This window comes from Paraburkholderia acidiphila, assembly GCF_009789655.1.
GTDB classification, from domain to species: domain Bacteria; phylum Pseudomonadota; class Gammaproteobacteria; order Burkholderiales; family Burkholderiaceae; genus Paraburkholderia; species Paraburkholderia acidiphila.
Window position 1 is genome coordinate 1,221,865 of the sequence record NZ_CP046910.1, and the last position, 22,147, is coordinate 1,244,011.

Sequence of the window (22,147 nt, forward strand, 5' to 3'; positions counted from 1 at the left end):
TGCTCAAATACTGCGCTCGTCGCCTTCGTCATGCGTGAGACGCCGCAGCAGTTCGCGACCGCGGGTCGTGAGGCGCAGCGTGGAGTCGCCCCCCGCTTCGTCCATCTCGACGAGACGGTAGCGTTGAAGTGCGAGGAAATCGGAATCGAGCGTCTGAATCGGCGCGTCCGCATCACGGATCAGCAGCAAGGTCGCTAGTTCGTGGTGGCTGAGCATCGGGTCTCTCCAGTAGTTGGCCGGAGTCAGCGCTTGCGCACCGATTCCCGCCACATGCCCGAAAAGCATTCGACCGAAGGGCCGTGGGCTTGAGTCTCCCCAGCATAGCGAGTCAATCGTACAGTTTCGCTACAGTCGTGTTTCGCTGTGTTACCTGTCGATGAATCGGCAACGTCGTGCCCCAAAAAAATCGGCGCGCAGCTGCACGATACGCAGTCTGCGCGCCGCCCGCTCAAAGCCTCTGCAGCCTTAGTTGACTTCGAGGCGCTTGCTCGCGGCCGCTGCCCGTTTCGGCAATGCCAGCGTTAGCACGCCATCCTTGTATTGCGCGCTCGCCTTTTCGTCGTCGATTTCCACGGCCAGCGTAAAGGCACGGCTCACGGTGCCCGCATACCGCTCGCGACGCACGACGCGCTCGCCTTCCTTCAGCTCGCTGCCCCGCTCGACCTTCGCCGCGATCGAAACGAGATTGCCATCGATTTTCACGTCGATGTCCTTCCGGTCGACGCCGGGCATTTCTGCCTTCACCGTGAAACCAGCCTCGTCTTCCGTCACGTCGATCCGGATGCTGGCCGCCTGCCCTTCCACGCCACTCGTGGCACGCAACGGCCGGAACAGCCCGTGAAACAGATCGGGCACACTTTCCATCGAAAACGGATCGTAACGCGAGATAGTGCTCATAAATGCCTCCATGGACTGAACGTTTTCCTTGCCGATGCAACGATCAAAGTTACATCGGACTCCTGAATTAGCGATTCATTACCGCAGATGCCCGACGCCTCCGCAGTCAACGATGGAGAATCGCCGGCCACGAATCGCGCCGCTCGCGCGGCGCGGTCGCTGCCGCTTACCGTTCCAACATGAAGGCGCCTCGCGCGTTTGCAAGCCCCTTTTTTTTCCGTGCGCGAAAATTTTACGGCGCCGCGCGGCGCGTCATTGCATGTGCATGCCGCCGTTGATCGCGATATCGGCGCCGGTGATGAACGCCGCGTCGTCCGAACAGAGGAACGCCACCAGCGCCGCGACCTCGTTCGGCTGGCCGAGTCGGCCTACCGGAATTTGCGGCAGGATGCGCGCGTCCAGCACTTCCTTCGGCACGGCTTCCACCATTTGCGTGGCGAGATAGCCCGGCGACACGGTGTTCACCGTCACGCCCTTTTTCGCCACTTCCAGTGCGAGCGCCTTCGTGAAGCCGTGCATGCCCGCTTTCGCCGCCGAATAGTTGGTCTGCCCAAACGCGCCGCGCGAGCCGTTGACCGAGCCGATATTGATGATGCGCCCGAAGCCGCGCTCGATCATGCCGGGCAGGAACGGCTTCGTCACGTTGAAGAGCGCGTCGAGATCGGTGCGCAGCACGGAGTCCCAGTCGGCTTTCGACATCTTGACGAAGCTGCGGTCGCAGGTAATGCCCGCATTGTTGATGAGCACGTCCACCTGGCCGAGATCGTCGAGCGCTTGCTGCGCGGCGCGCTCGCAGGCGTCGCAATCGGCAACGTTCATTTCATGACAGCCGAAGTCGCGGCCCGCCGCGCGTTCAGCGGCGAGCCACGCGTCGGCCCGCGTGCTCGCCGCCGAGCACGAGACCGCGACGGTCATGCCCGCATCGTGCAAGCGCCGGCTGATCGCCTCGCCGAGTCCGCCCATGCCGCCCGTGACGAAGGCAACGCGCTTAGTGGCCATGCTGGCCTCCGCCTGCGCTCGCGCGATGTGCGTGACCTGTACCCGCCGCCTTCCCCGGATGCGCGGCGCCATTGGCGGCGCTGCTCATCGCACGCTCGAAAGCATTCATCCACTCGCGCATCGGCAGCGCGCCGGGCACCTTGGACGCGCCCGCCTGCGCGCCCGCGCAAGCCTCCTGCCACTGTTGCGTGAAGTCGCGCGCGCTCTCGGACCACGTGCTCGCGCCCTGCATCGCGGCCGCCATGCCCTCTTGCCAGAGCGTCGTGCTCGCGCCGAGATAGTCGCGCCAGACCGATTGCGTGGCGACCGCAAAATCGGTCCAGTCGCGCGCGGTGCGCAGCGATTCGAGCAGGCCTTCAACCGCCTCGCGGTCGCGCTCGATGCGGCGCTGCTCCAGCTTCAATAGCTGCTCGCGCCATTGCTGTTGCCCGACGAGCAGGCGCAGCGCGGCCGTTGTGTTGGTGCGATACGTTTCGAATGAGGCGCCCAGGGCGTTGCCGAGCGAGGCGTCGAATGGGGGATGGGAAGCGGTAGCCATGGTCAATCTCCTCCGTATGTAGCTTTCGCCCGGCGCCGCCGGCGCGTTTGCTGCCAAACTGACAACGTCAAGCGCGATGGGACGCGCTCAACGGCGAGCGAAATGTAAGCGCTTCACGCGCGACGATGAGAGACGAGATGCTTCGGAGTACCGTGCGTTCGCAACGCAGTCGGCTCAAGCCAACATCATAGGCAGGAACACGGGCTCCCGCGCGACGAATGGGCGTTTTGCCGCTTGATAAATGTCACAAATCGAGATAACTGATGCGTGGCGAGTCAAAACTGGGCTTGCTATTATGGGTATTTCGCGACGGATCAACCGATCATCGGGGCGGCCGGAAACCCGCGAAAAATGGCCGCCCGGCCGATCGCGCCTGCGCGGCTAACCGGCCAGTGGAACGAGGCGCTCCGCTCAGGCGACGGGCGCCTCTTCATCACGCACCAGCATGACCGGCCGGTCCGCCATACGCAGGAACGATTCGGCCACGCTGCCGAGCAACAGGCGTTTCATGCCCGACAAGCCACGCGTGCCCATTACCACGAGGTCGGCGTCTTCCTCGGCGGCAATGCGCGAGATCACGGCGGCGATCTCCTCGCCGTTCGCGTCGGCTGCGCGCGTGGTGCCTGGCACCTGGGTCTGCGCGAACACCTGTTTCGCTTCGTCGAGCGCCGCCGTTGCGGCGTCGTTCTCCGCCGAGTGGCGCGCCTGTTCCTCGGCGAAGCCCGAACTGACATCCACGAGCCGCGCCGGATGCCGCACGACACACAGCGCCTGAACGGCGCCGCCAGTCGCCTTCGCGATCTTCACGGCCTCGTCGAGCGCGCGCCGGCCGCTGCGGCTGCCATCGACCGCTACGAGAATCTGCTTGTACATCGTTGACCTCCCGGGTCTTGCCCAAATTGCGCGCCGGGCTTCCGGCACGCGCTATCTAAATATGTTGTAGCGCATTTGGGTACGGATGCGCGTCCTGGCCAGTGCGACCCGTTGTCTCCATTCCGTCAGCATCGTCATCGATCCGACAGGAGGCGCACTCACCGCATCGTCAGCACGGCCGCGCCCGTGAGCCGTCCCTCGCGCAAATCGGCCAGCGCCTCGTTCGCGCGCGCGAGCGGGTACGGCGTGGTCTCGATTTCCAGCTTGTGGCGCGCGGCAATGGCCATGAAGGTCGCGCCGTCCTCGCGCGTGAGATTCGCCACCGAGACAATACGGCGCTCCTCCCACAGCCATGCGTAGGGAAACGAGGGAATGTCGCTCATGTGGATGCCGCCGCACACGACGGTGCCGCCCTTCGTCAGCGCGCGCAGCGCGGCGGGCACGAGCGCGCCGACCGGCGCGAACAGCAGCGCCGCGTCGAGTTCCTCGGGTGGGCGCTCGTCGCTGCCGCCTGCCCAGCTCGCGCCGAGGCGCCGTGCAAACTGCTGCGCCGCGGTATCGCCGGGACGTGTGAACGCGTAGACCGTGCGCCCCTGGTGACGCGCGACCTGCGCGACGATATGCGCCGCCGCGCCAAAGCCGTAAATCCCGATGCGCCGCGCATCGCCCGCCATCGCGAGCGAGCGATAGCCGATCAGTCCCGCGCAGAGCAGCGGCGCGGCTTCGACATCGCTGTACTGGCGCGGCAGATGGAAGCAGTAGCGGGCGTCGGCGACGGTGCGCGTGGCGTAGCCGCCGTCGATCGTGTAGCCCGTGAAGCCCGGCGCGTCGCAGAGGTTCTCGCGCCCTTCGGCGCAGAAGCGGCAATGGCCGCAGGTATGGCCGAGCCACGGCACGCCCACGCGGTCGCCGGGCGCGAAACCCGTCACGCCGGCCCCGAGCGCCGCGACCGTGCCGACGATCTCGTGGCCGGGAATGACCGGCTTTTTCGGATGCCCGAGATCGCCGTCAACGACATGCAGGTCGGTGCGGCACACGCCGCACGCACGCACATCGATCAGCAGCTCTCCTGCGCCCGGCGCCGGGTCGGGTAAATCGGCTTCGCGCAGCCGCGCACGCTCGCCGTCGAACACCATTGCCCGCATCGCCATCCTCCTCGCCGGAACGCGGCTAACGCGCCGCATCGATCACCATAAAACCATGTTATGCAATCGGGCCGCGGGCTGTCGCGCATCGCGCGCTGCACCGCAACTTCACCGCTCGACGCGACTCCCAGCCGCGGGACATTCAGGCGTGGCGCAGCGCGCGATCGTGGCAACATAAGACGAATCCCACAGGACCGCGAGGCGCCACCGCCTGGCCATGCACCCGGCATGCGCCGCCGCGCGCGCAGTCCGCCTCGGTCCGTCTTTCGCCGCCGCGCAACCGGAGCCCCGCATGAACGCTACCGACACCCCTGCCCACCCGCCGCTTTCCGACGACCTGCTGCGCCGCATGGACGCGTGGTGGCGCGCCGCCAACTATCTTTCGGTCGGCCAGATCTATCTGCTCGCCAATCCGCTGCTGCGCGAGCCGCTGCAGCTCGCGCACGTGAAGCCGCGCCTGCTCGGCCACTGGGGCACGACGCCGGGCCTGAATTTTCTCTACACGCACCTGAACCGCATCATCAACGCGCGCGATCTCGACATCCTATTTCTCGCGGGGCCGGGGCACGGCGGCCCGGCCGTCGTCGCGAACACCTGGCTGGAAGGCACCTATAGCGAGACCTGGCCGAACGTGCCGCACGACGAGGAAGGCATGGCGGCGCTCTTCAAGCAGTTCAGTTTTCCGGGCGGCATTCCGAGCCACGTCGCGCCGCAAACGCCAGGCTCGATCCACGAAGGCGGCGAACTCGGTTACGCGCTCTCGCACGCCTACGGCGCGGTGTTCGACAACCCGGATCTGATCGTCGCCTGTGTGGTGGGCGACGGCGAAGCCGAAACGGGTCCGCTCGCTACCGCCTGGCACTCGAACAAGTTCCTCAATCCGGCCACCGACGGCGCGGTGCTGCCCATTCTCCATTTGAACGGCTTCAAGATCGCGGGGCCGACGGTGCTCGCGCGCATCGGCGACGACGAACTCGCCTCGCTCATGAAGGGCTACGGCCACGAGCCGATCTTCGTGGAGGCCGAAGAACCCGCAGTGGCGCATCGTCTGATGGCTACCGCGTTCGATAAGGCGTTCGACGAGATCGCGCGCATTCAGAAGGCCGCACGCGAAGTCGCCGACGAACACGGCAACCTGCCGCCCGGCTACGTGCGCCCGCGCTGGCCGATGATCGTGATGCGCACGCCCAAGGGCTGGACCGGTCCGAAGACGGTGGATGGCCAGAAAACCGAAGGCTCGTGGCGCTCGCATCAGGTGCCGCTCGCGAACATCTCGAAGCCGGGACACCTCGCGCTGCTGGAAAGCTGGATGCGCAGCTACAAGCCCGAAGAACTCTTCGACGCGCAAGGCCGCCTCGTGCCCGACATCGCCGCGCTCGCGCCGCAAGGCGAAAAACGCATGAGCGCGAACCCGCGTTCGAACGGTGGCGGCCGCGTGCGCGAACTGCGCGTGCCGCCATTCGAGCACCACGCCGTGGACGTGCCGGCGCCCGGCCAGGTGGATGCCGAAGCCACGCGCGTCATGGGCGCGTTCCTGCGCGAAGTCATGCGCGTGAACGACCCCACGCGCAACTTCCGCATCTTCGGGCCCGACGAAACCGCCTCGAACCGCTGGAGCGACGTATTCGACGTGACGTCGCGCACCTGGCTCGCCGAGTTCACGCCCGACGACATCCAGCTCGCCACCAACGGCCGCGTGATGGAAATCCTCTCCGAGCACACCTGCCAGGGCTGGCTGGAAGGCTATCTGCTCACGGGGCGACACGGTTTCATGTCGTGTTACGAGGCGTTCATCCACATCATCGATTCGATGTTCAACCAGCACGCGAAGTGGCTGAAGGTGATCCGCGAAATTCCGTGGCGGCGGCCGCTGCCCTCGCTCAACTATCTGCTCACTTCGCACGTGTGGCGCCAGGACCATAACGGCTTCAGCCATCAGGACCCGGGCTTCATCGACTATGCGGTGAACAAGAAGTCGGACACGGTGCGCGTGTATCTGCCGCCCGACGCCAACACGCTGCTCGCCGTGACCGACCACGTGCTGCGCACCTGGAACCGCATCAACATCATCGTGGCCGGCAAGCAGCCGCAGGCGCAATGGCTCGACATGGACGCCGCCATTCGCCACTGCGCGGACGGCATCGGCATCTGGCAATGGGCGAGCAACGACGACGGCGGCGAGCCCGACGTGGTCATGGCCTGCGCCGGCGACGTGCCGACCATGGAGACGCTGGCCGCCGTGGACCTGCTGCGCACCTGCCTGCCCGATTTGAAGGTCCGCGTGGTGAACGTGGTGGACCTGATGACGCTCGAACCCGCCGACCGCCATCCGCACGGCCTGCCCGACGCCGATTTCAACGCGCTCTTCACAACCGACAAGCCGGTGATCTTCGCGCACCACAGCTATCCCACGCTGATCCACAAGCTCACGTACCGGCGTGCGAATCACGCGAACATTCACGTGCACGGCTTTATCGAAGAAGGCACGACGACCACGCCGTTCGACATGACCGTGCTCAACCGGCTCGACCGCTACCACCTGTGCGAAGCCGTGATCGACCGCGTGGACGGCCTCGCGCAGCGCGCAGCGCACCTGCGCCAGACACTGCACGACAAGCTGGCCGCGCACCGTCGCTACGTGGACGCGTACGGCGACGACATGCCCGAGATCCGCGACTGGCGTTGGCCAGCGGCGCGCAACGCGCAGGGCGGGGGCGAAAAGGCTTAGTGGCGGGTCATTGACGCGTTGGGTCGTTTAGGCCGAAGCCGGCTTCGTGCGGCCGAACACGCGCGCGAACGCGCTAACGAACGCGTCGAGCCGGTTCGATTCGAGGCAGTCGATGCCCGCTGCGCCCACCCGGCCGTTGCCGCCGGGGAACGCGCGGCAGAGTTCATCCGCGCCGCGCGGCTCCGTGAGCGGCGCGCGCACGCTCACCGCATAGTTGCCGTCGGCGTTCACGCTCAGCACCGCGTGGGCGCGCGAGGGCTCCTCGTTCGCGAGCAAGTTGGCAAACACGCCGCGCACCCGGCGCGCCCACGGCTCGTCGGGCAGCACGCAGACGCTGCCGTACTGCAACGCGATGAGCGGCGCGATGGCCTGGGCGAGTTCGAGATCGTCGTGACGGCAACGGGCGAGCTGACCGACGATGGGCGCCGAGGCGATGAAACCGAACGGGTCGTCATATGGCTTCATCGCCGCATACAGATCGAGCGGCGCGATCACGAGATCTTCGACGCAGTCGCCGTAGGCGTTGTAGTTGATCGACTCGCCAAGCTCGCGCAGCTGTGCGGTCTGCGCGGCGTCCAGCCCGGCCTGCTTCGCGAGGGCTTGTGCCGTGTCGGGCAGATTGTCGCCCCAGGCCGCCGCGATCGCCCAGGGCCGGTAGCGGCCAGCGAGGTGCCGGTCGACAAGCACGCTCGTGCAGACCTGCGCCGTGGTGTCGATATGCGCGACGAGATTCCTGGACATCGGCAGGTCGCCCGCGTGGTGATGGTCGAAATATTCGACCGCGACGCCCTTCGCGAGCAGCGCGGCGAGCGCCTTGCGGTTCACGTCGAACGAAATGTCGAGCACCGTGAGCGAATCGCCGGGCTGCGCGGGCACGCGCTCGACCAGTGCGATATCGCGCTTCGCGCCGGTGATGAGCGTCGCTTCGCGCGGTCTTGCGAGCCGCAGTTGATGCAGCGCGCAGATGCCGTCTGCGTCGCCGTTGAATACGTCGAAATGCGCCATGTCTCCGAAATCCCGTTAGGTTGAACTTGACAGTATCGCGCAGCCTCGCCGGATTGCACAAAAGCTGCAATACGCCGATGCCTATGCAGGCCGTTTCGATCAAGGCCGTAAGGTGCCGCGCAACGGGCTTCCCGGGTTGGCTCGCGTGTATGCTGGTTGCGACGATTCTCGCCCAGTACACCTTCATTCCCACGCGAGGTACGCCGATGTCCGACACGCCGCTTTCACGCCATGTCTCCAACCGTCAGCGCGCGGCCCGGCGCCACAGCCGCCTCGTGGACGCCGCGCTCTCGCGCGCCTCGACCTACGCGCACCCGGCCGGGCGGATCGTGCGCATCGAAACGCATATTTCCGTGGTGTATCTCGCTGGGCGGTACGCGTACAAGATCATGAAGCCCGTCGATTTCGGCTTCGTCAATTTTGTGCGACTCGATGCGCGACTCCGCTGCTGCGACGCTGAGATTCGTCTGAATGCGCCGTTCGCGGGACCGATTTATCGCGACACCGGTGCGCTATTTTTTGACGGTCGGCGTTGCAAGCTCAGGCGCGGCACGCGCGGCAACGTAAAGATTGTCGACTACGTAGTTCGTATGCGCCGCTTCGACCAGTGCCTGCTGTTTTCGAACCTGCTCTCGAACGGCGAACTGAACACGGCCGATATCGATGCAGCCGCAACCAGGCTCGCGACGATCCATCGCCATGCACGCCGGGCCGGTCACGGGCCCATGGCACCCGCTGCACGCTTCGGCTCGGCGGCGCTGCTGCGTGAGCAGGTGCTTGCGGCGCTCGCGCCCCTCGAAGCGGATGCGCGCACTGCGCACGCCGTAGCGCGCGCCGGGCTGCGCGCGACTTGCGAAAGCGAACTCGCGCGCCTCGCGCAGCACGTCGACGCCCGGCGCGCAAACGGATTCGTACGCGCCTGCCATGGCGACCTGCATCTCGACAATATCGTGCGGCACGGACGACACGCGCTGATGTTCGATTGCATCGAGTTCAGCGACGCGCTGCGCTGGATCGACGTGACTTGCGATCTTGCGTTCCTGCTGATGGATCTGCGCGCGCACGGCAGCATGCCGTACGCGCACCGTCTGCTCAACCGGTACCTCGAAGCCACGGGGGATTTCGCGGGGCTCGCCGCGTTGCGGCTTTATGTCGTCTATCGCGCGCTGGTGCGGGCGCTCGTGGCACAACTCAAAGCGGGGTCGCACGCATCGCACGACGCGCTGGCGCGCGGCGGCGACGTCGCTCGCTACCTCACGTGCGCGGCAAGCGAAGCGCACGTCATGCGCGAACCCGCGCCCTGGCTGCTGCTGTGCCACGGCTTTTCGGGGTCGGGTAAGTCAGTAGCCAGCCGTGCGCTGGCCGAATTGAGCGGGGCGATCCGTGTATCGAGCGATCTCGAACGCAAGCGTGTCGAACCCTTCGCGCCACCCGCGCTCGATGCGCTGCCGGCAAGCACCTACACGCAAGCCGCACTCGACGCCCACTACGAACGCCTGGTCGCCCACGTGCGCGACGTGCTGAACGCGGGCTACACCGCGATCGTCGATGCAACGTTTCTCAAGGCAGCGCACCGCGCGCGCTTCGCGGCGCTCGCGAGCGAGCTGAACCGGCCAATGCTGATCCTGTACTTTCACGCGCCGCAAGCGCGGCTCGCCGAGCGCGTCAATGCCCGCGCTCGCGGGCCGCGCGACGCTTCCGACGCCGGCACCGACGTGCTTGCCATGCAGTTCGCGCAAGCGGACCCACTCGATGCGCGCGAGCGGCAGCGCACCGTTGATCTCAACACCGACGTGGAAATCGAGGCCTTCTCGCGCGAGCCATGGTGGGCGCCGCTGTTCGCGCGCATGCGTGCGGAGGATGGGGAGATTTGATGCTGCGGCGGACTCATCATCCGCCGCCACGGCGCCCTGCGCACTTATCGCTCGACGAAAGGCCGCACGAGCGGCCAGCGCAGCGTGGACGCCACCGGATAGCGCGGCTTGCGGCCAACCGGCGCGCGCCACGGCTGCATGCGCGAGGCCATTGCCGTGCACAGGGCGAGGCCTTCCTGGCCGTACAAACGCTCCATGGCGTGATGCACGAGGCCGGCGTCGAACCACAGCTTGAAGCGGCGATGGCAGGTGCGGAAATCGGGATACTGCTCGGGCAACTTCGACCAGACAGACCCAGTGGCCAGGACCCAAAGGATGCCGGCAAAGACGAGACGAGGATTGTGCGCGGGGCGCCCGCGGCGACGGCCGTCAACGCGGATTTCGTGAAACATGGGCTCGATGCTGCGCCACTGCGCATCGGTGAGTTCCGGAGATATGCGGGAAGACATCTGATGGTCCCTGTGAGGTTATCTGACACAACATGACTAAAGTAGCCTCACAGCCCACAAGAAAATATCGGACTATGCTTAAAAATCGAGATGATTTCGCAATTCGGGACCCGGCGCGCTAACCGGCGGCCGTCCCCTGTGCTGCGCTACACTGCGCCATCGCGGCTTCGATGGCGGATTTCCGATGGCGCCCTCATCCAGTTCAAAAAACCGGCACGGCCGGATTCGCGTCGGTGTGGGCGGCTGGATCTACGCGCCCTGGCGGGGCGCGTTCTATCCCAGCGAACTTGCGCAGCGCCGCGAGCTGGAGTACGCGAGCCGCCATCTCTCGACGCTGGAAATCAACAGCACCTACTACGGCGCGCAGCGCCCGGAAAGCTTTACGCGCTGGCACGACGAAACGCCCGAAGACTTCGTGTTCTCGCTAAAAGCCCCGCGCTTTGCGATGAATCGCCGCGTGCTGGCCGAGGCCGGCGCCACGATTGAGCGCTTCCTGAGCGGCGGTGTGTTGAACCTGCGCGACAAGCTCGGGCCGATCAACTGGCAGATCACGCCAGGCAAACGCTTCGATCCAGAGGACTACGCACGATTCCTCGAATTGCTGCCGGACGAGGCCGAAGGCCGTCCGCTGCGCCATGCGCTCGAAGTGCGCGACGCAAGCTTTTGCACGCCGGAATTCGTCGCGCTCGCACGCAAGCACAAGGCGGCGATCGTCGTCTCCGGCGACTCCAGCTACCCGCTGATCGGCGACGCCAGTGCGCCGTTCGTCTATGCCCGCATCATGGGAACCGCGCAGGAACACCCGCAGGGCTATGCCCCCGCCGACCTCGACCTTTGGGCGAGGCGTGCGCTCGCCTGGTCGCGCGGCGAATCCCCGGGCGATCTCGCCACCTACGCAAAGCCGCTCGCCGCGAAGGCGGGCCGCGACGTGTTTCTGTACGTCATCAGCGGCTTCAAGGAACGCAACCCGGCGGCAGCCATGGGGCTGATCGAGCGTCTCGGCACCAACTAGCTGACCACGGCTCCGGCGGAGCCGCTGCCATCGCCCCCCCAAAAAGCGCTATTGCCGTGCGTGGGCGTCTTTTGGGGGCCAGCAGAGACCATCATCGCACCTGATCCGACTCGTAAAACCCTGTAATGGTGTAGTAATGACTCCGTCAGCGAGAGTTTGATATACGTCATTATTCAATGCTGCATCGCAGCGAGATACTGCATCGATACGCTGCGGGCCCTCCAGCACGCTCCCGCCGCCCAGTCGCCCAGTCGCCCAGTCGCCCAGCCGCCCAGCCGCCCAGCCGCACCTCGGAGTTTCCCGCCTTTGCAAACCGCAATCGAATTCACCATCCGTACCGGCACCCTGTTGCTCCTCATCGCGCTCTGCCATGCCGCCGCACAGCGCTTTCGCCTCTCCGATTCATTCGGCCTGACCGGCGCCGGCGTACTGCTCGGCACCGCATACCTCGCCTTGCTTCACTTCGCACCTGGCTTCACGGATTCAAACGTCATCCCATTCCTCACGCCATCGCTGCCGCCCGAGGCCTATCTCTGGATATTCCTGCCGCCCATCCTCTTCGAAGCGGCGTTGCAGGTCGATACGCGCGGTCTTCTCGCCGATCTCGCGCCGATCCTCTTGCTCGCGATCGGCGCGGTCGTGGCCGCCGCGGCAGCGGTTGGCCTCGCCACGTGGATCAGCAGCGGCGAGAGCCTGATCGTGTGTCTGCTGCTCGGCGCGATCGTCAGCACGACCGATCCTTCCACCGTAATCGGGCTCTTTCGCAACAGTGGCGCGCCCGAACGCCTGATCCGGCTGATCGAGGGCGAAAGCCTGCTCAACGACGCCGCCGCCATCGCCATCTCCACACTCCTCACCAGTGCGCTGGCGCTCGCGCCTTCCGCTGCGCACATGCACGGCCATCCGCTCGCAGCCTTCCTCGTTTCACTCGTCGGCGGCTGCGCGTTCGGGGCGCTCGCGGGCGCGCTTTTCGTCACCGCTTCCAGCGCGCTGCGCAGTCTGCCCTTTTCCGAGTACGCGCTCTCGCTCGCGCTGCCCACGCTGCTCTATCCCGCAGCGGAACGCTGGCTTCACGTTTCCGGCGTGGCCGCTGTCGTGTGCGCGGGTCTCGCGGCCAACCGGCTCATGCGAACACGCCGCCCCGCCGCGAGCCAGGCGCTGTTTCGCCAGCTATGGACGTACCAGGCCGGCATCGCCTCCGCCGCCGTCTTTCTGCTCGCGTCCGCGCACGTCCCTGGTCTGCTGCACAAGCTGGATATGCGCGACATGCTCCCGCTCGCACTCGCACTGGTGGCCGCCATTCTGAGCCGCTTCGGCATCCTCACGATCTTCTTGCCGCTGCTGAGCCGCCTGGGTATCTGCGAGCCGCTTCCGCGCGCGCATCAATGGCTGATCGCCTGGGGCGGCGTGCGCGGCCCCGTCACGCTTACGCTCGCGGTATGCGTCGCGCGCAACGACGCGCTTTCGCCCGACACCCGCGCGTTCGCTGCCGCCATGGCCGCTGCCTTCGTGCTGCTGAATCTGCTGTGCAACGGCCTCACGTTAGGGCGCGTTGCGCGATGGCTCGGCATCACGCAGCACACCACCGGAGAATGCGCCAAGCTCCCGCGCGCCGGCGCAGGCAAACAAGGCCGCTTACGCTACGCGCCGCGCTCGGTGCGCCACAAATAGCCGATCGCTGCGCGTGTGACGCGCGCCTCCAGCGCCGGAGCGTCGGTTTCGCCGCGCTCGCCCGCCGCGTCGACCATACCGCGCACGATGGCGATCACGTCGAGCGCGGCGGTGCGCCGGTCGTCGATACGCGGCGCGTCGGCGAGCCCGAACGCACCGACAAGGACCGCGTGAATCCGCTCGCTCACGCGTGCGTCGCGTTCGCCAAGCGGCAGTCGCCGCTCCTCGAAATCGAGCAGACGCGCCAGTTCCGGGCGCCGCATCTGATGCGCGACCGCCGCGCGAATCAGTCTGAGCAACGCCGCCTCGCAGCTCGGCGCCGCAGCGGCGGCATCGACCTCGGCAAGGAGCGGCGCGCTCTCACGGTCGATCAAGGCGGCCGTGAGCGCGTCGCGGTTCGGAAAATATTGATAGAGCGAGCCGACGCTCACGCCCGCGCGCGCAGCGATGGCGTTCGTGGTGTAGCCGGCCAGGCCCGCGCTTTCGAGCATGCGGGCGGCGGCTTCGAGTATCGCGTCGACTGTGGCGGCGGAACGTCGCTGCATCGGCCGCTTGCGCGCGTCTAGCGGCGTGGTGCGGCTTTTGCCGCGTGGCGTTTGAGTCATGGTGGGAAAGGGGAACGGGCGCCGAATATGAGCAATGGCTCGTATTTTATCGACTGCCCGGAATACCCGCCCACAATGCGTTAAAGCGTGCGTTAAAGCGGCGCGCGTGACGATACGTGCTGGCCTAGGTATCGTCACGCCGGTCACGCGCCGCCGACCTCCCCCCCGTCTACTGGTGCGCGGATGAAACCGCGCACCTCCTCAAATCTGCCGGCGCATTTCCGCCGCTGGCAGCTTCATCATCTGCCGATACTTCGTGACCGTGCGGCGCGCCACCTGCACGCCCTGCTTTTCGAGTTCCTGCGTGAGGATCACGTCGGAAAGCGGGTCGCGCGGATCTTCGGCGTCGATCATTTCCTTGATGAGCGCGCGCACCGCTGCCGCCGAGCATGTGCCGCCCGTACGCGTTTCGAGTTCCCGCGGGAAAAAGCGCTTGAACTCGAAGATGCCGCGCGGCGTGGCCATGTACTTGTTGCCCGTGGCGCGCGAAATGGTCGATTCGTGCAGGCCCAGTTCGTCGGCGACGTCGCGCAGCAGCATGGGCCGCAGCGCAATTTCGCCGTACTGGAAGAACGCCTTCTGGCGCGCGACGATGCACTCGCCCACGCGCAGGATCGTCTCGCAGCGCTTGTGCGCGTTGCGGATCAGCCAGCGCGCTTCCTGCAGTTGTTGCGCGAGCGGCGAGCGGCTCGTCTGGTCCGAGCGCGCGAACATCTCCGCATAGAGTTTGTGGATGCGCGCGCGCGGCTCGATAGCCGGGTTCACGCTCACGACCCACTTGCCGCGCACCTGGCGCACGATCACATCGGGAACGACATAGCCGCCGTCCGCGCGCCCATAGTGGTTGCCCGGCTTCGGATCGAGGCGGCGCACCAGTGCGCTCGCGGCCTGCAGCGAAACGGCGTCGCAGCCGAGCTGGCGCTGCAGCTCGCCGTGCTCGCGGCGCGCGAGGCGTTCGAGATGCTGCGTGACGATCTGCGTCGCCAGTTCGCGATGCGGCGTGTCCTCGGGCATGGCAGCGAGCTGCAGCGCGAGGCATTCGGAGAGCGAGCGCGCGCCGATGCCAGGGCGATCGAGCGTCTGCACCACGCGCAGCGCCACCCGCAGACGGTCCTCGTCGAGCGTGTCGCCGCCGCCCTCTTCATCGGCGAGATCGGCCAGGTCCTGGCGCAGATAGCCGTCGTCGTCGAGCGCCTCGATCACGACCTGCGCTGCGATGCGGTCGAGGTCCTCGAGCGGCGCGAGGCGCAACGCTTCATGCAGCTGCTCGCGCAGCGTAACCGGCACGCGCACCCAGTCGGAAGCCTCGGAATCGCCGTCTTCGCCGCCGCGATAGCTCGACGTGCGCAAGGCGCCAGGCGTCGGCATCTCGGCGGTGTAGCCCGAGCCTTCGTCGCTGTAGCTGCTCTCGGCGTACGACGTTTCGCCATAGGGCGACGCGTCCTGCCCCATACCGGCATCGAGGCCGGATTCGAGAGCCGCGCCCGCGCCTTCTGTCGCCATGGCGGAAACTTCGGCCGCGGGCGCCGCCGCGGAGCCGATGCCCGCAGCGCCATTGGCCGCTTCGGCGGCCTCGCCGGTTTCCGAGGCGGGCGGAACGTATTCGAGGAACGGATTGGTGTCGAGCGCTTCGCGCAGTTCCTGCTGGAATTCGAGCGACGACAGTTGCAGCAGCCTCACCGCCTGCTGAAGACGCGGCGTGAGCGCCAGATGCTGGCGCGCGTGTAACGCGATGGAAGGCATGGCAATCCCGTTTTGTTGAATTGAGTGGTAGCCCTCTCATGCAACAGCCATGCCAGTTTTTACAACACCCTGTTTTGAAACGGGATCGGCGCTTGCAACAGGGGGGTGCCGGCCTCTTTTCCGACCCCGCGATGGAGATTTTTACAAAGGTGCGGAAAAATTGTTGCGCGCGCCGGCGGGGAAAACCGTGGTCGCGTGAAGCGGCAGCGATCCCGCGTGGTGGTCGGCTCCGGTCACTGCCAGGGGTCTTGCAACGGCGCGCTGCGCGAGCATGGATGCGGCGAGGCACGCACCTTGCGGAGGAAAGCCGTGACCACAACCAGAAAGGGAGTAGCCATGAAGCGCATCCTGATCCTCAAGACCGCGGCTGGCGCCGCCTGCATGACGTTCGCACTGATGGCCGGTGCGCAGACCACGACGAACAGCACTGCGCCTTCGGGCAGTTCGGAATCCGTGGGCCAGCACGTTGACGACACAACCATCACGACCAAGGTCAAGGCCGAACTGCTCGGCGCGAAGAACGTGAAGTCGGAGCACATCCACGTGAAGACGCGCAAGGGCGTGGTCTCGCTCACGGGCACGGTGCCGAGCGCCGAGGACCGCGACAACGCCAAACAGGTCGTGGAAGGCGTCTCGGGCGTGACCTCGGTGAAGAACCATCTGAAGGTCTCGGCGGCGAGCTGACGGGCCGTCGACAAGCCGGACAAGAGTCCGACCAGATCGCGCCGGCGGCCTGCACCGCCGGCGCGTCTCATTTCTGCCTCATTCTTCCTGGCGCGATTGCTTGAGCTGCGCGCGCCGCTGCTCGCCCTGGCGCGCGAGCATCCAGCCCGGATACTCCGCAGGCAACCCGCTCGCCTCGCCCAGCACGCCCAGCTCTTCGACACTGAGCTTCACTTTCGTCGCGGCGATGTTGTCGTCGAGTTGATCGACGCGCTTCGCGCCGATGATCACCGACGTCACCGCCTTCTGATGCAGCAGCCACGCGAGCGCGATCTGCGCAACCGAAACGCCTTTGGCCTGCGCGATCGGCCGCATCGCGTCCACGCAGTCCCATGCGCGCTCGCGATTCACGGGCGGAAAGTCGAAGGTCGTGCGTCGGCTGCCCGCCTCGCCTTGCTGGTCGCGTCCGTACTTGCCGCTCAGGAGTCCGCCTGCGAGCGGACTCCAGACCATCAGCCCGAGGCCTTCGCTTTCCAGCATCGGCACGAGTTCGCGTTCGAGATCCCGCCCCGCAATCGTGTAGTAGGCCTGCAGCGACTCGAAGCGCGCGAGCCCCTCCCGCTGCGCAATGCCAAGCGCCTTCACGATCTGCCAGGCCGCCCAGTTCGACACGCCGGCATAGCGCACGTGGCCTTGCTGTACGAGCGTATCGAGCGCGCGCACCGTCTCCTCGATGGGCGTGACGGGATCGAAGGCGTGAATCTGGTAGAGGTCGATGTGGTCGACCTGCAGCCGCTTCAAGCTCGCCTTCACGCCATCCATGATGTGATAGCGCGTGGCGCCGCGCTCGTTGGGCGACGAGCCCATTTCGCCGAATACTTTGGTCGCGAGCACGACCTGTTCGCGCGGGACCTTGAGGTTCTTGAGCGCCTGACCGGTGATCTGTTCGGATACGCCCTGCGAGTAGACGTCGGCGGTATCGATGAAATTGATGCCGGCATCCAGCGCGCGGCCAACGAGACGTTCGGCGTCGGACTGCTGAAGATCGCCGATCTGGTTCCAGATACCGGCGCCGCCGCCGAAGGTCATCGTGCCGAGGCAGAGTTCGGAAACGAACAGGCCGGTGCGGCCCAGGGTGTTGTAACGCATGGTGTGACTCCGTCGTGGTTCGAGGGAAAAGCCAACGCGGCGAGGATACTGCGTTCGCGCTACGCTTGCCGAACGTCGGCCCGGACGGCCCCCCTCTCCCGCCAGGCAGACGCGCACGAAAGCTGCGAGACTGGCAGACGTGCAACGCCGACTGCTCCGCCGCTCGATATCCGCATGACAACGCCTTCGTCTGTATCCGATCCGCAAGCGTCCGAAGCCGCCGCCAATCACGACAGTGCGGACGGCGACGTGCTCGCGCGCTTTCATCCGGCCGTGGCCGGCTGGTTCCGGCGCAGCTTCGACGCGCCCACCGCCGCGCAACGCGCCGCATGGCCGCTCATCGCGAGCCGGCGCGCGACGCTCGTGGCCGCCCCGACGGGCTCGGGCAAAACGCTCACCGCCTTTCTCGCGGCGCTCGACGAACTCGTGCGCGAAGGTCTCGCGAACGGCGGCGCGCTGCCCGACACGACGCTCGTCGTCTACGTGTCGCCGCTCAAGGCGCTCTCCAACGATATCCGCCTCAATCTCGAACGGCCGCTCGAAGGGATCGCAGCGGAACTCGCGCGCCTCGGCTTGCCGCCGGTCGAAATCCGCACCGCGGTACGCACCGGCGACACGCCGCAGCCCGAGCGCGCGGCGCTCAGAAAACGCGCGCCGCATATTCTCGTGACGACGCCCGAATCGCTCTACGTGCTGCTCGGCTCCGAGTCGGGGCGCCGCATGCTGGCGAGCGCGCGCAGTGTGATTGTCGACGAAATTCACGCGCTCGCGGGCAACAAGCGCGGCTGCCATCTCGCGCTGAGTCTCGAGCGGCTCGACGCGTTGTGCGGCTCGCGCCTGCTGCGCATCGGCCTTTCGGCCACGCAAAAGCCGATCGAAACCGTCGCGCGCTTTCTGGTCGGCATGGGCGAGGCGTCGCAGGATCCGCACGCCAACCCGCCCGCCTGCGAGATCGTCGACGTGGGCCATACGCGCAAGCGCGACCTCGCGATAGAAGTGCCGCCCGTGCCGCTCGAAGCCGTCATGGCGAACGATGTGTGGGAGCGCGTGTACGACCGCATGGCCGAACTCGTCGCCATGCACCGCACCACGCTCGTGTTCGTCAACACGCGCCGCATGGCCGAGCGCGTGGCGCGCCACCTCACCGACCGTCTGGGTGCCGAGGCGGTAGCCGCGCACCACGGCAGCCTCGCGCGCGAGCATCGGTTTCTCGCCGAGCAGCGGCTTAAGAGCGGCGATCTGCGCGTGCTCGTGGCAACCGCGTCGCTCGAACTGGGCATCGATATCGGCGACGTCGATCTCGTATGCCAGATCGGCTCGCCGCGCTCGATCGCGGCTTTCCTCCAGCGCGTGGGGCGCTCGGGCCACCAGGTCGGCGGCGTGCCGAAGGGGCGGCTCTTCCCCACTTCGCGCGACGACCTGATCGAATGCGCGGCGCTGCTCGACAGCGTGCGGCGCGGCGAACTCGATCGCCTCACGCCGCCGCACGCGCCGCTCGACGTGCTCGCGCAGCAGATTGTCGCGGAAGTGGCCTGCCAAGCCTGGGAAGAAGGCGCGCTCTACACGCTCGTGCGGCGCGCCACGCCGTGGGCCACGCTCGAGCGCGCACAGTTCGACGCCGTGCTGCGCATGCTCGCCGAGGGCTACACGAGCCGTCACGGGCCGCGCGCCGCTTATCTGCATCGCGACGTGGTGAGCCACACGCTGCGCGCACGGCGCGGCGCGCGGCTCGTCGCGCTCACGTCGGGCGGGACGATTCCCGACAACGCCGACTACTCGGTGCTGCTCGAACCGCAGGGCGTGCAGATCGGTACCGTCAACGAGGACTTCGCTGTCGAGAGCCTTGCGGGCGATGTGTTCCAGCTCGGCAACGCCTCGTACCGGATTCTGCGCATCGAAGCGGGCCGCGTGCGTGTGGAAGATGCCCAGGGGCAGCCGCCCAACATCCCGTTCTGGCTCGGCGAGGCGCCAGGCCGCAGCGACGAGCTTTCGTTCGCCATTTCACGACTGCGCAAGCAGGTGGAAGCGGCGCTGATCGATGCGGGTGCGGGTGGGCCTGCAATCGCCGGCACAAATGCGGCAGACGACGCCGCGTCGCCCGCCGTAGTCGATCGCGCCACGGCTGCACTCGCCGCATCGCTCGAGATCGACGACGCCGCGGCGCGCCAGATCGTCGAATATCTCGCGCGCGCCCGCACGGCGCTCACGGTACTGCCCACGCAGGACACGCTCGTCATGGAGCGCTTTTTCGACGAGGCGGGCGGCACGCAGCTCGTGATCCACACGCCGTTCGGCAGCCGCCTCAATCGTGCGTGGGGCCTCGCCCTGCGCAAGCGCTTTTGCCGCCAGTTCAACTTCGAGCTGCAGGCGGCCGCGACCGAGGACGCCATCATCCTTTCGCTCACCGGCGCGCACAGCTTCGCGCTGGACGAGGTGTGGCGCTATCTGCATTCGAATTCCGCGGAGCATCTGCTCGTGCAGGCGCTGCTCGACGCGCCGCTCTTCGGCGTGCGCTGGCGCTGGAACGCGACCACGTCGCTCGCGCTGCCGCGCCAGACCAGCGGCCGCAAGACGCCGCCGCAGATTCAGCGTATGCGCAGCGAAGACCTGCTCGCAGCCGTGTTCCCCGACCAGGTGGCGTGCGTCGAGAACATCGCGGGGGAGCGCGAAGTGCCGCACCATCCGCTCGTGGATCAGACGCTCGACGACTGCCTGCACGATGCTATGGATACCGAAGCATGGCTCGCCCTGCTGCGCCGCATCGAGGCAAGTGATGTGAAGCTCGTGGTGCGCGAGTTGCCCGCGCCCTCGCCGCTCGCGGCCGAGATTCTCACCGCGCGCCCCTATGCGTTTCTCGACGATGCGCCGATCGAGGAACGCCGCACGCAGGCGGTGCTTTCACGCCGCTGGAGCGACCCCGAATCCACCGACGATCTTGGCGCGCTGGACCCCGAAGCCATCGCGAGCGTGCGCGAAGAAGCGTGGCCGCAAGTGCGCGACGCCGACGAAATGCACGACGCGCTCACGAGCCTCGGCGCGCTGACCGAGAGCGAAGCGCAGCAGGTGCCACAGTGGCTGGCATGGCTCGCCGACCTGGCGGAGGCGGGGCGCGCCACGCGGCTGCCGGTCGCGGAACACGACGCGCTGTGGGTGGGCATCGAGCGGCTGGCTTGCGTGCAGGCGATTTACCCACAGGCAACGTGCGAACCGCCACTCACGCCACCGCCTGAATATACGGATACGTGGACCGAGGACGCGGCGCTCGTCGAGATCGTGCGCGCGCGCCTCTCAGGCTTCGGGCCGCTGACAGTCGCGCAGGTGGCGCGGCCGCTGGCGCTGGAGGCGAGCGTGGCGGCGCTCGCGCTCACGCGCCTCGAAGCCGAAGGCACGGTGATGCGCGGACGCTTCACGCAGCAAGCGATGAGCGGCGGCCACGAGGAATGGTGCGAACGCCATCTGCTTGCGCGCATCCATCGCTACACGGTGCGCAAGCTCCGGCGCGAAATCGAGCCGGTCGAGCGCCACGACTTCATGCGCTTCCTCTTCGAATGGCAACGCGTGGCGCCCGGCACGCGCGGCTCGGGGCGCGACGCACTGGCCGCCGTGCTCGACCAGCTCGAAGGCTGGGAAGCCTCGGCGCTAGCGTGGGAAGACGAAATTCTGCCGGCGCGCATCGACGATTACACGCCCATGCTGCTCGACGAGCTATGCCGCTCGGGGCGTCTCGCGTGGGCCAGGCTGCCCGCGCGCGCGGCGTCCGCATCGACCGTGCGCAGCACGCCGGTCGTGCTGCTCGCGCGCCGCGAACTCGTACGCTGGATGGGGCTAGTCGAAGCGCCCAACAGTGCGGGGCTGTCGGCGCGGGCGCAGCGTGTGTACGAAGCCCTGTTGCGGCATGGCGCGATGTTCTTCGACGAACTGGCCGCAGACGCGCATCTGCTCGGCGTCGAACTGGAAAACGCGCTTGGCGAACTGGTGGCGGCTGGCCTCGTGAATGCGGACAGCTTTGCCGGACTGCGCGCGCTCGTGAAGCCGGCGGCACAGCGCAGCGCGCATCACGGCAGACGGCGGGCGCGCGGCTTCGGGCCGCTCGCGGGCGGCATGGCTGACGCGGGGCGCTGGGCGGCGCTCAGGCGCGTTCAATTGGCCAATACCGCCGATGCGTCGACTGATCTCCAGGTGGAGACGGGCAATACGAAGGCGCTCGCCACGGCGGAATCGACTCCGTTGGATACGCGTGTTGCGGCAGGTACACGCGCGCAGGCGCTTGAGCGCGCGAGGCAGACCAGCGCCAGCCCGTCGCGCCGCCCACCCGCCGCCCCGGAACTGCTCGAGCACGTCGCGAACGTGCTGCTGCGCCGTTATGGCGTGGTCAGCTGGCATCTGCTCGGACGCGAGGCGGCATGGCTGCCGCCCTGGCGCGACCTGCTGCGCGTGTTGCATCGCATGGAGGCGCGCGGCGAGGTTCGCGGCGGGCGCTTCGTCACCGGGATTTCGGGCGAACAGTTCGCACTGCCCGAAGCCGTGGCGCTGCTGCGCGACGTGCGGCGGCGCGGATCGAAAGAAGGCGACGGCGGCACGCTCGTCTGCGTGAGCGCCGCCGATCCGCTCAACCTCCTTGGCACGCTGCTGCCGGGCGAGAAGGTGCCGGCGCTCGCCGGCAACCGCATCGTGTTCCGCGACGGCGTGCCCGTCGCAACCCTCGTTGCCGGCCGCTTTGGCTACCTTGGCGCGTTCGACGAGAGCACGCGTGCAGAACTGCGCGCGCGCCTCGCCAAGCCTTGGTGAGGCGCGCC

Annotated in this window: 17 protein-coding genes; 6 read left to right on the forward strand and 11 right to left on the reverse strand. The window is 67.1% G+C overall.

Annotated elements, in window-relative coordinates; translation table 11 throughout:
• Positions 1-3: 3 nt before the first annotated feature.
• From FAZ97_RS20080 to FAZ97_RS20105, 6 genes are all read right to left on the reverse strand, one after another.
• Positions 4-216, reverse strand: coding sequence for a hypothetical protein (locus FAZ97_RS20080; protein WP_158760171.1), 213 nt, complete (start codon positions 214-216; stop codon positions 4-6).
• 249 nt (positions 217-465) lie between these two features.
• Entirely contained in the window at positions 466-897 is a 432-nt protein-coding gene (locus FAZ97_RS20085) for an Hsp20/alpha crystallin family protein (RefSeq protein WP_158760172.1), read from the reverse strand.
• 252 nt (positions 898-1,149) lie between these two features.
• Entirely contained in the window at positions 1,150-1,896 is a 747-nt protein-coding gene (gene phbB / locus FAZ97_RS20090) for an acetoacetyl-CoA reductase (protein WP_158760173.1), read from the reverse strand.
• Positions 1,886-2,434 (reverse strand): hypothetical protein, encoded by a 549-nt coding sequence (locus FAZ97_RS20095; protein WP_158760174.1) that lies wholly within the window; start codon positions 2,432-2,434, stop codon positions 1,886-1,888. Before FAZ97_RS20095 ends, phbB begins: the two co-directional genes overlap by 11 nt.
• A gap of 411 nt (positions 2,435-2,845) precedes the next feature.
• On the reverse strand, positions 2,846-3,307 hold the full coding sequence (locus FAZ97_RS20100) for a universal stress protein (protein WP_158760175.1): 462 nt from the start codon (positions 3,305-3,307) through the stop codon (positions 2,846-2,848).
• A 158-nt stretch (positions 3,308-3,465) separates the two neighbouring features.
• Positions 3,466-4,452, reverse strand: coding sequence for a zinc-dependent alcohol dehydrogenase family protein (locus tag FAZ97_RS20105; RefSeq protein WP_158760176.1), 987 nt, complete (start codon positions 4,450-4,452; stop codon positions 3,466-3,468).
• 292 nt (positions 4,453-4,744) lie between these two features.
• Here FAZ97_RS20105 and FAZ97_RS20110 point away from each other — a divergent pair, with 292 nt between their 5' ends.
• A complete protein-coding gene (locus FAZ97_RS20110) occupies positions 4,745-7,180 on the forward strand; it encodes a phosphoketolase family protein (RefSeq protein WP_158760177.1) in 2,436 nt (811 codons plus the stop codon).
• Between the two features lie 27 nt (positions 7,181-7,207).
• On the opposite strand, the gene FAZ97_RS20115 is transcribed toward FAZ97_RS20110, so the two are convergent.
• A complete protein-coding gene (locus FAZ97_RS20115) occupies positions 7,208-8,185 on the reverse strand; it encodes an acetyltransferase (RefSeq protein ID WP_158760178.1) in 978 nt (325 codons plus the stop codon).
• A gap of 77 nt (positions 8,186-8,262) precedes the next feature.
• On the opposite strand from FAZ97_RS20115, the gene FAZ97_RS20120 reads away from it, so the two are divergent.
• Positions 8,263-10,059 (forward strand): bifunctional aminoglycoside phosphotransferase/ATP-binding protein, encoded by a 1,797-nt coding sequence (locus tag FAZ97_RS20120; protein ID WP_233271706.1) that lies wholly within the window; start codon positions 8,263-8,265, stop codon positions 10,057-10,059.
• 44 nt (positions 10,060-10,103) lie between these two features.
• On the opposite strand, the gene FAZ97_RS20125 is transcribed toward FAZ97_RS20120, so the two are convergent.
• Positions 10,104-10,508, reverse strand: coding sequence for a transposase (locus tag FAZ97_RS20125; RefSeq protein ID WP_158760179.1), 405 nt, complete (start codon positions 10,506-10,508; stop codon positions 10,104-10,106).
• A gap of 184 nt (positions 10,509-10,692) precedes the next feature.
• Between FAZ97_RS20125 and FAZ97_RS20130 the strand changes: the two genes are divergently transcribed.
• Both FAZ97_RS20130 and FAZ97_RS20135 read left to right on the forward strand, forming a co-directional pair.
• Entirely contained in the window at positions 10,693-11,520 is an 828-nt protein-coding gene (locus FAZ97_RS20130) for a DUF72 domain-containing protein (protein WP_158760180.1), read from the forward strand.
• Positions 11,521-11,826: 306 nt separating this feature from the next.
• The gene (locus tag FAZ97_RS20135; protein ID WP_158760181.1) at positions 11,827-13,191 is read left to right on the forward strand and encodes a cation:proton antiporter; all 1,365 of its coding nucleotides are present in this window, start codon (positions 11,827-11,829) and stop codon (positions 13,189-13,191) included.
• On the opposite strand, the gene FAZ97_RS20140 is transcribed toward FAZ97_RS20135, so the two are convergent.
• On the reverse strand, positions 13,161-13,736 hold the full coding sequence (locus tag FAZ97_RS20140) for a TetR/AcrR family transcriptional regulator (RefSeq protein ID WP_233271707.1): 576 nt from the start codon (positions 13,734-13,736) through the stop codon (positions 13,161-13,163). The two genes, FAZ97_RS20135 and FAZ97_RS20140, sit on opposite strands and share 31 nt — an antisense overlap.
• Positions 13,737-13,997: 261 nt before the next feature.
• Positions 13,998-15,539: an RNA polymerase factor sigma-54 gene (locus FAZ97_RS20145; protein WP_158760183.1), complete on the reverse strand. Its 1,542-nt coding sequence runs from the start codon at positions 15,537-15,539 to the stop codon at positions 13,998-14,000.
• Positions 15,540-15,875: 336 nt separating this feature from the next.
• Between FAZ97_RS20145 and FAZ97_RS20150 the strand changes: the two genes are divergently transcribed.
• Positions 15,876-16,223, forward strand: coding sequence for a BON domain-containing protein (locus FAZ97_RS20150; protein WP_158760184.1), 348 nt, complete (start codon positions 15,876-15,878; stop codon positions 16,221-16,223).
• A 78-nt stretch (positions 16,224-16,301) separates the two neighbouring features.
• On the opposite strand, the gene FAZ97_RS20155 is transcribed toward FAZ97_RS20150, so the two are convergent.
• Positions 16,302-17,351 carry an aldo/keto reductase gene (locus FAZ97_RS20155; RefSeq protein WP_158760185.1) on the reverse strand — a complete coding sequence of 350 codons (1,050 nt, stop codon included), beginning with the start codon at positions 17,349-17,351 and terminating at the stop codon, positions 16,302-16,304.
• 174 nt (positions 17,352-17,525) lie between these two features.
• Here FAZ97_RS20155 and FAZ97_RS20160 point away from each other — a divergent pair, with 174 nt between their 5' ends.
• Positions 17,526-22,139: a DEAD/DEAH box helicase gene (locus FAZ97_RS20160; protein ID WP_158760186.1), complete on the forward strand. Its 4,614-nt coding sequence runs from the start codon at positions 17,526-17,528 to the stop codon at positions 22,137-22,139.
• The last annotated feature ends 8 nt before the right edge of the window (positions 22,140-22,147 follow it).

Excerpts from the sequence above, each read along its gene's own strand:
- FAZ97_RS20145 (WP_158760183.1), bottom strand. The coding sequence starts at position 15,539 with ATGCCTTCCATCGCGTTACACGCGCGCCAGCATCTGGCGCTCACGCCG.
- FAZ97_RS20085 (WP_158760172.1), bottom strand. The coding sequence starts at position 897 with ATGAGCACTATCTCGCGTTACGATCCGTTTTCGATGGAAAGTGTGCCC.
- FAZ97_RS20160 (WP_158760186.1), top strand. The coding sequence starts at position 17,526 with ATGACAACGCCTTCGTCTGTATCCGATCCGCAAGCGTCCGAAGCCGCC.
- FAZ97_RS20095 (WP_158760174.1), bottom strand. The coding sequence starts at position 2,434 with ATGGCTACCGCTTCCCATCCCCCATTCGACGCCTCGCTCGGCAACGCC.
- phbB (WP_158760173.1), bottom strand. The coding sequence starts at position 1,896 with ATGGCCACTAAGCGCGTTGCCTTCGTCACGGGCGGCATGGGCGGACTC.
- FAZ97_RS20120 (WP_233271706.1), top strand. The coding sequence starts at position 8,263 with ATGCCTATGCAGGCCGTTTCGATCAAGGCCGTAAGGTGCCGCGCAACG.
- FAZ97_RS20080 (WP_158760171.1), bottom strand. The coding sequence starts at position 216 with ATGCTCAGCCACCACGAACTAGCGACCTTGCTGCTGATCCGTGATGCG.
- FAZ97_RS20105 (WP_158760176.1), bottom strand. The coding sequence starts at position 4,452 with ATGCGGGCAATGGTGTTCGACGGCGAGCGTGCGCGGCTGCGCGAAGCC.
- FAZ97_RS20110 (WP_158760177.1), top strand. The coding sequence starts at position 4,745 with ATGAACGCTACCGACACCCCTGCCCACCCGCCGCTTTCCGACGACCTG.
- FAZ97_RS20130 (WP_158760180.1), top strand. The coding sequence starts at position 10,693 with ATGGCGCCCTCATCCAGTTCAAAAAACCGGCACGGCCGGATTCGCGTC.
- FAZ97_RS20155 (WP_158760185.1), bottom strand. The coding sequence starts at position 17,351 with ATGCGTTACAACACCCTGGGCCGCACCGGCCTGTTCGTTTCCGAACTC.
- FAZ97_RS20140 (WP_233271707.1), bottom strand. The coding sequence starts at position 13,736 with ATGCAGCGACGTTCCGCCGCCACAGTCGACGCGATACTCGAAGCCGCC.
- FAZ97_RS20100 (WP_158760175.1), bottom strand. The coding sequence starts at position 3,307 with ATGTACAAGCAGATTCTCGTAGCGGTCGATGGCAGCCGCAGCGGCCGG.
- FAZ97_RS20115 (WP_158760178.1), bottom strand. The coding sequence starts at position 8,185 with ATGGCGCATTTCGACGTATTCAACGGCGACGCAGACGGCATCTGCGCG.
- FAZ97_RS20150 (WP_158760184.1), top strand. The coding sequence starts at position 15,876 with ATGAAGCGCATCCTGATCCTCAAGACCGCGGCTGGCGCCGCCTGCATG.
- FAZ97_RS20125 (WP_158760179.1), bottom strand. The coding sequence starts at position 10,508 with ATGTCTTCCCGCATATCTCCGGAACTCACCGATGCGCAGTGGCGCAGC.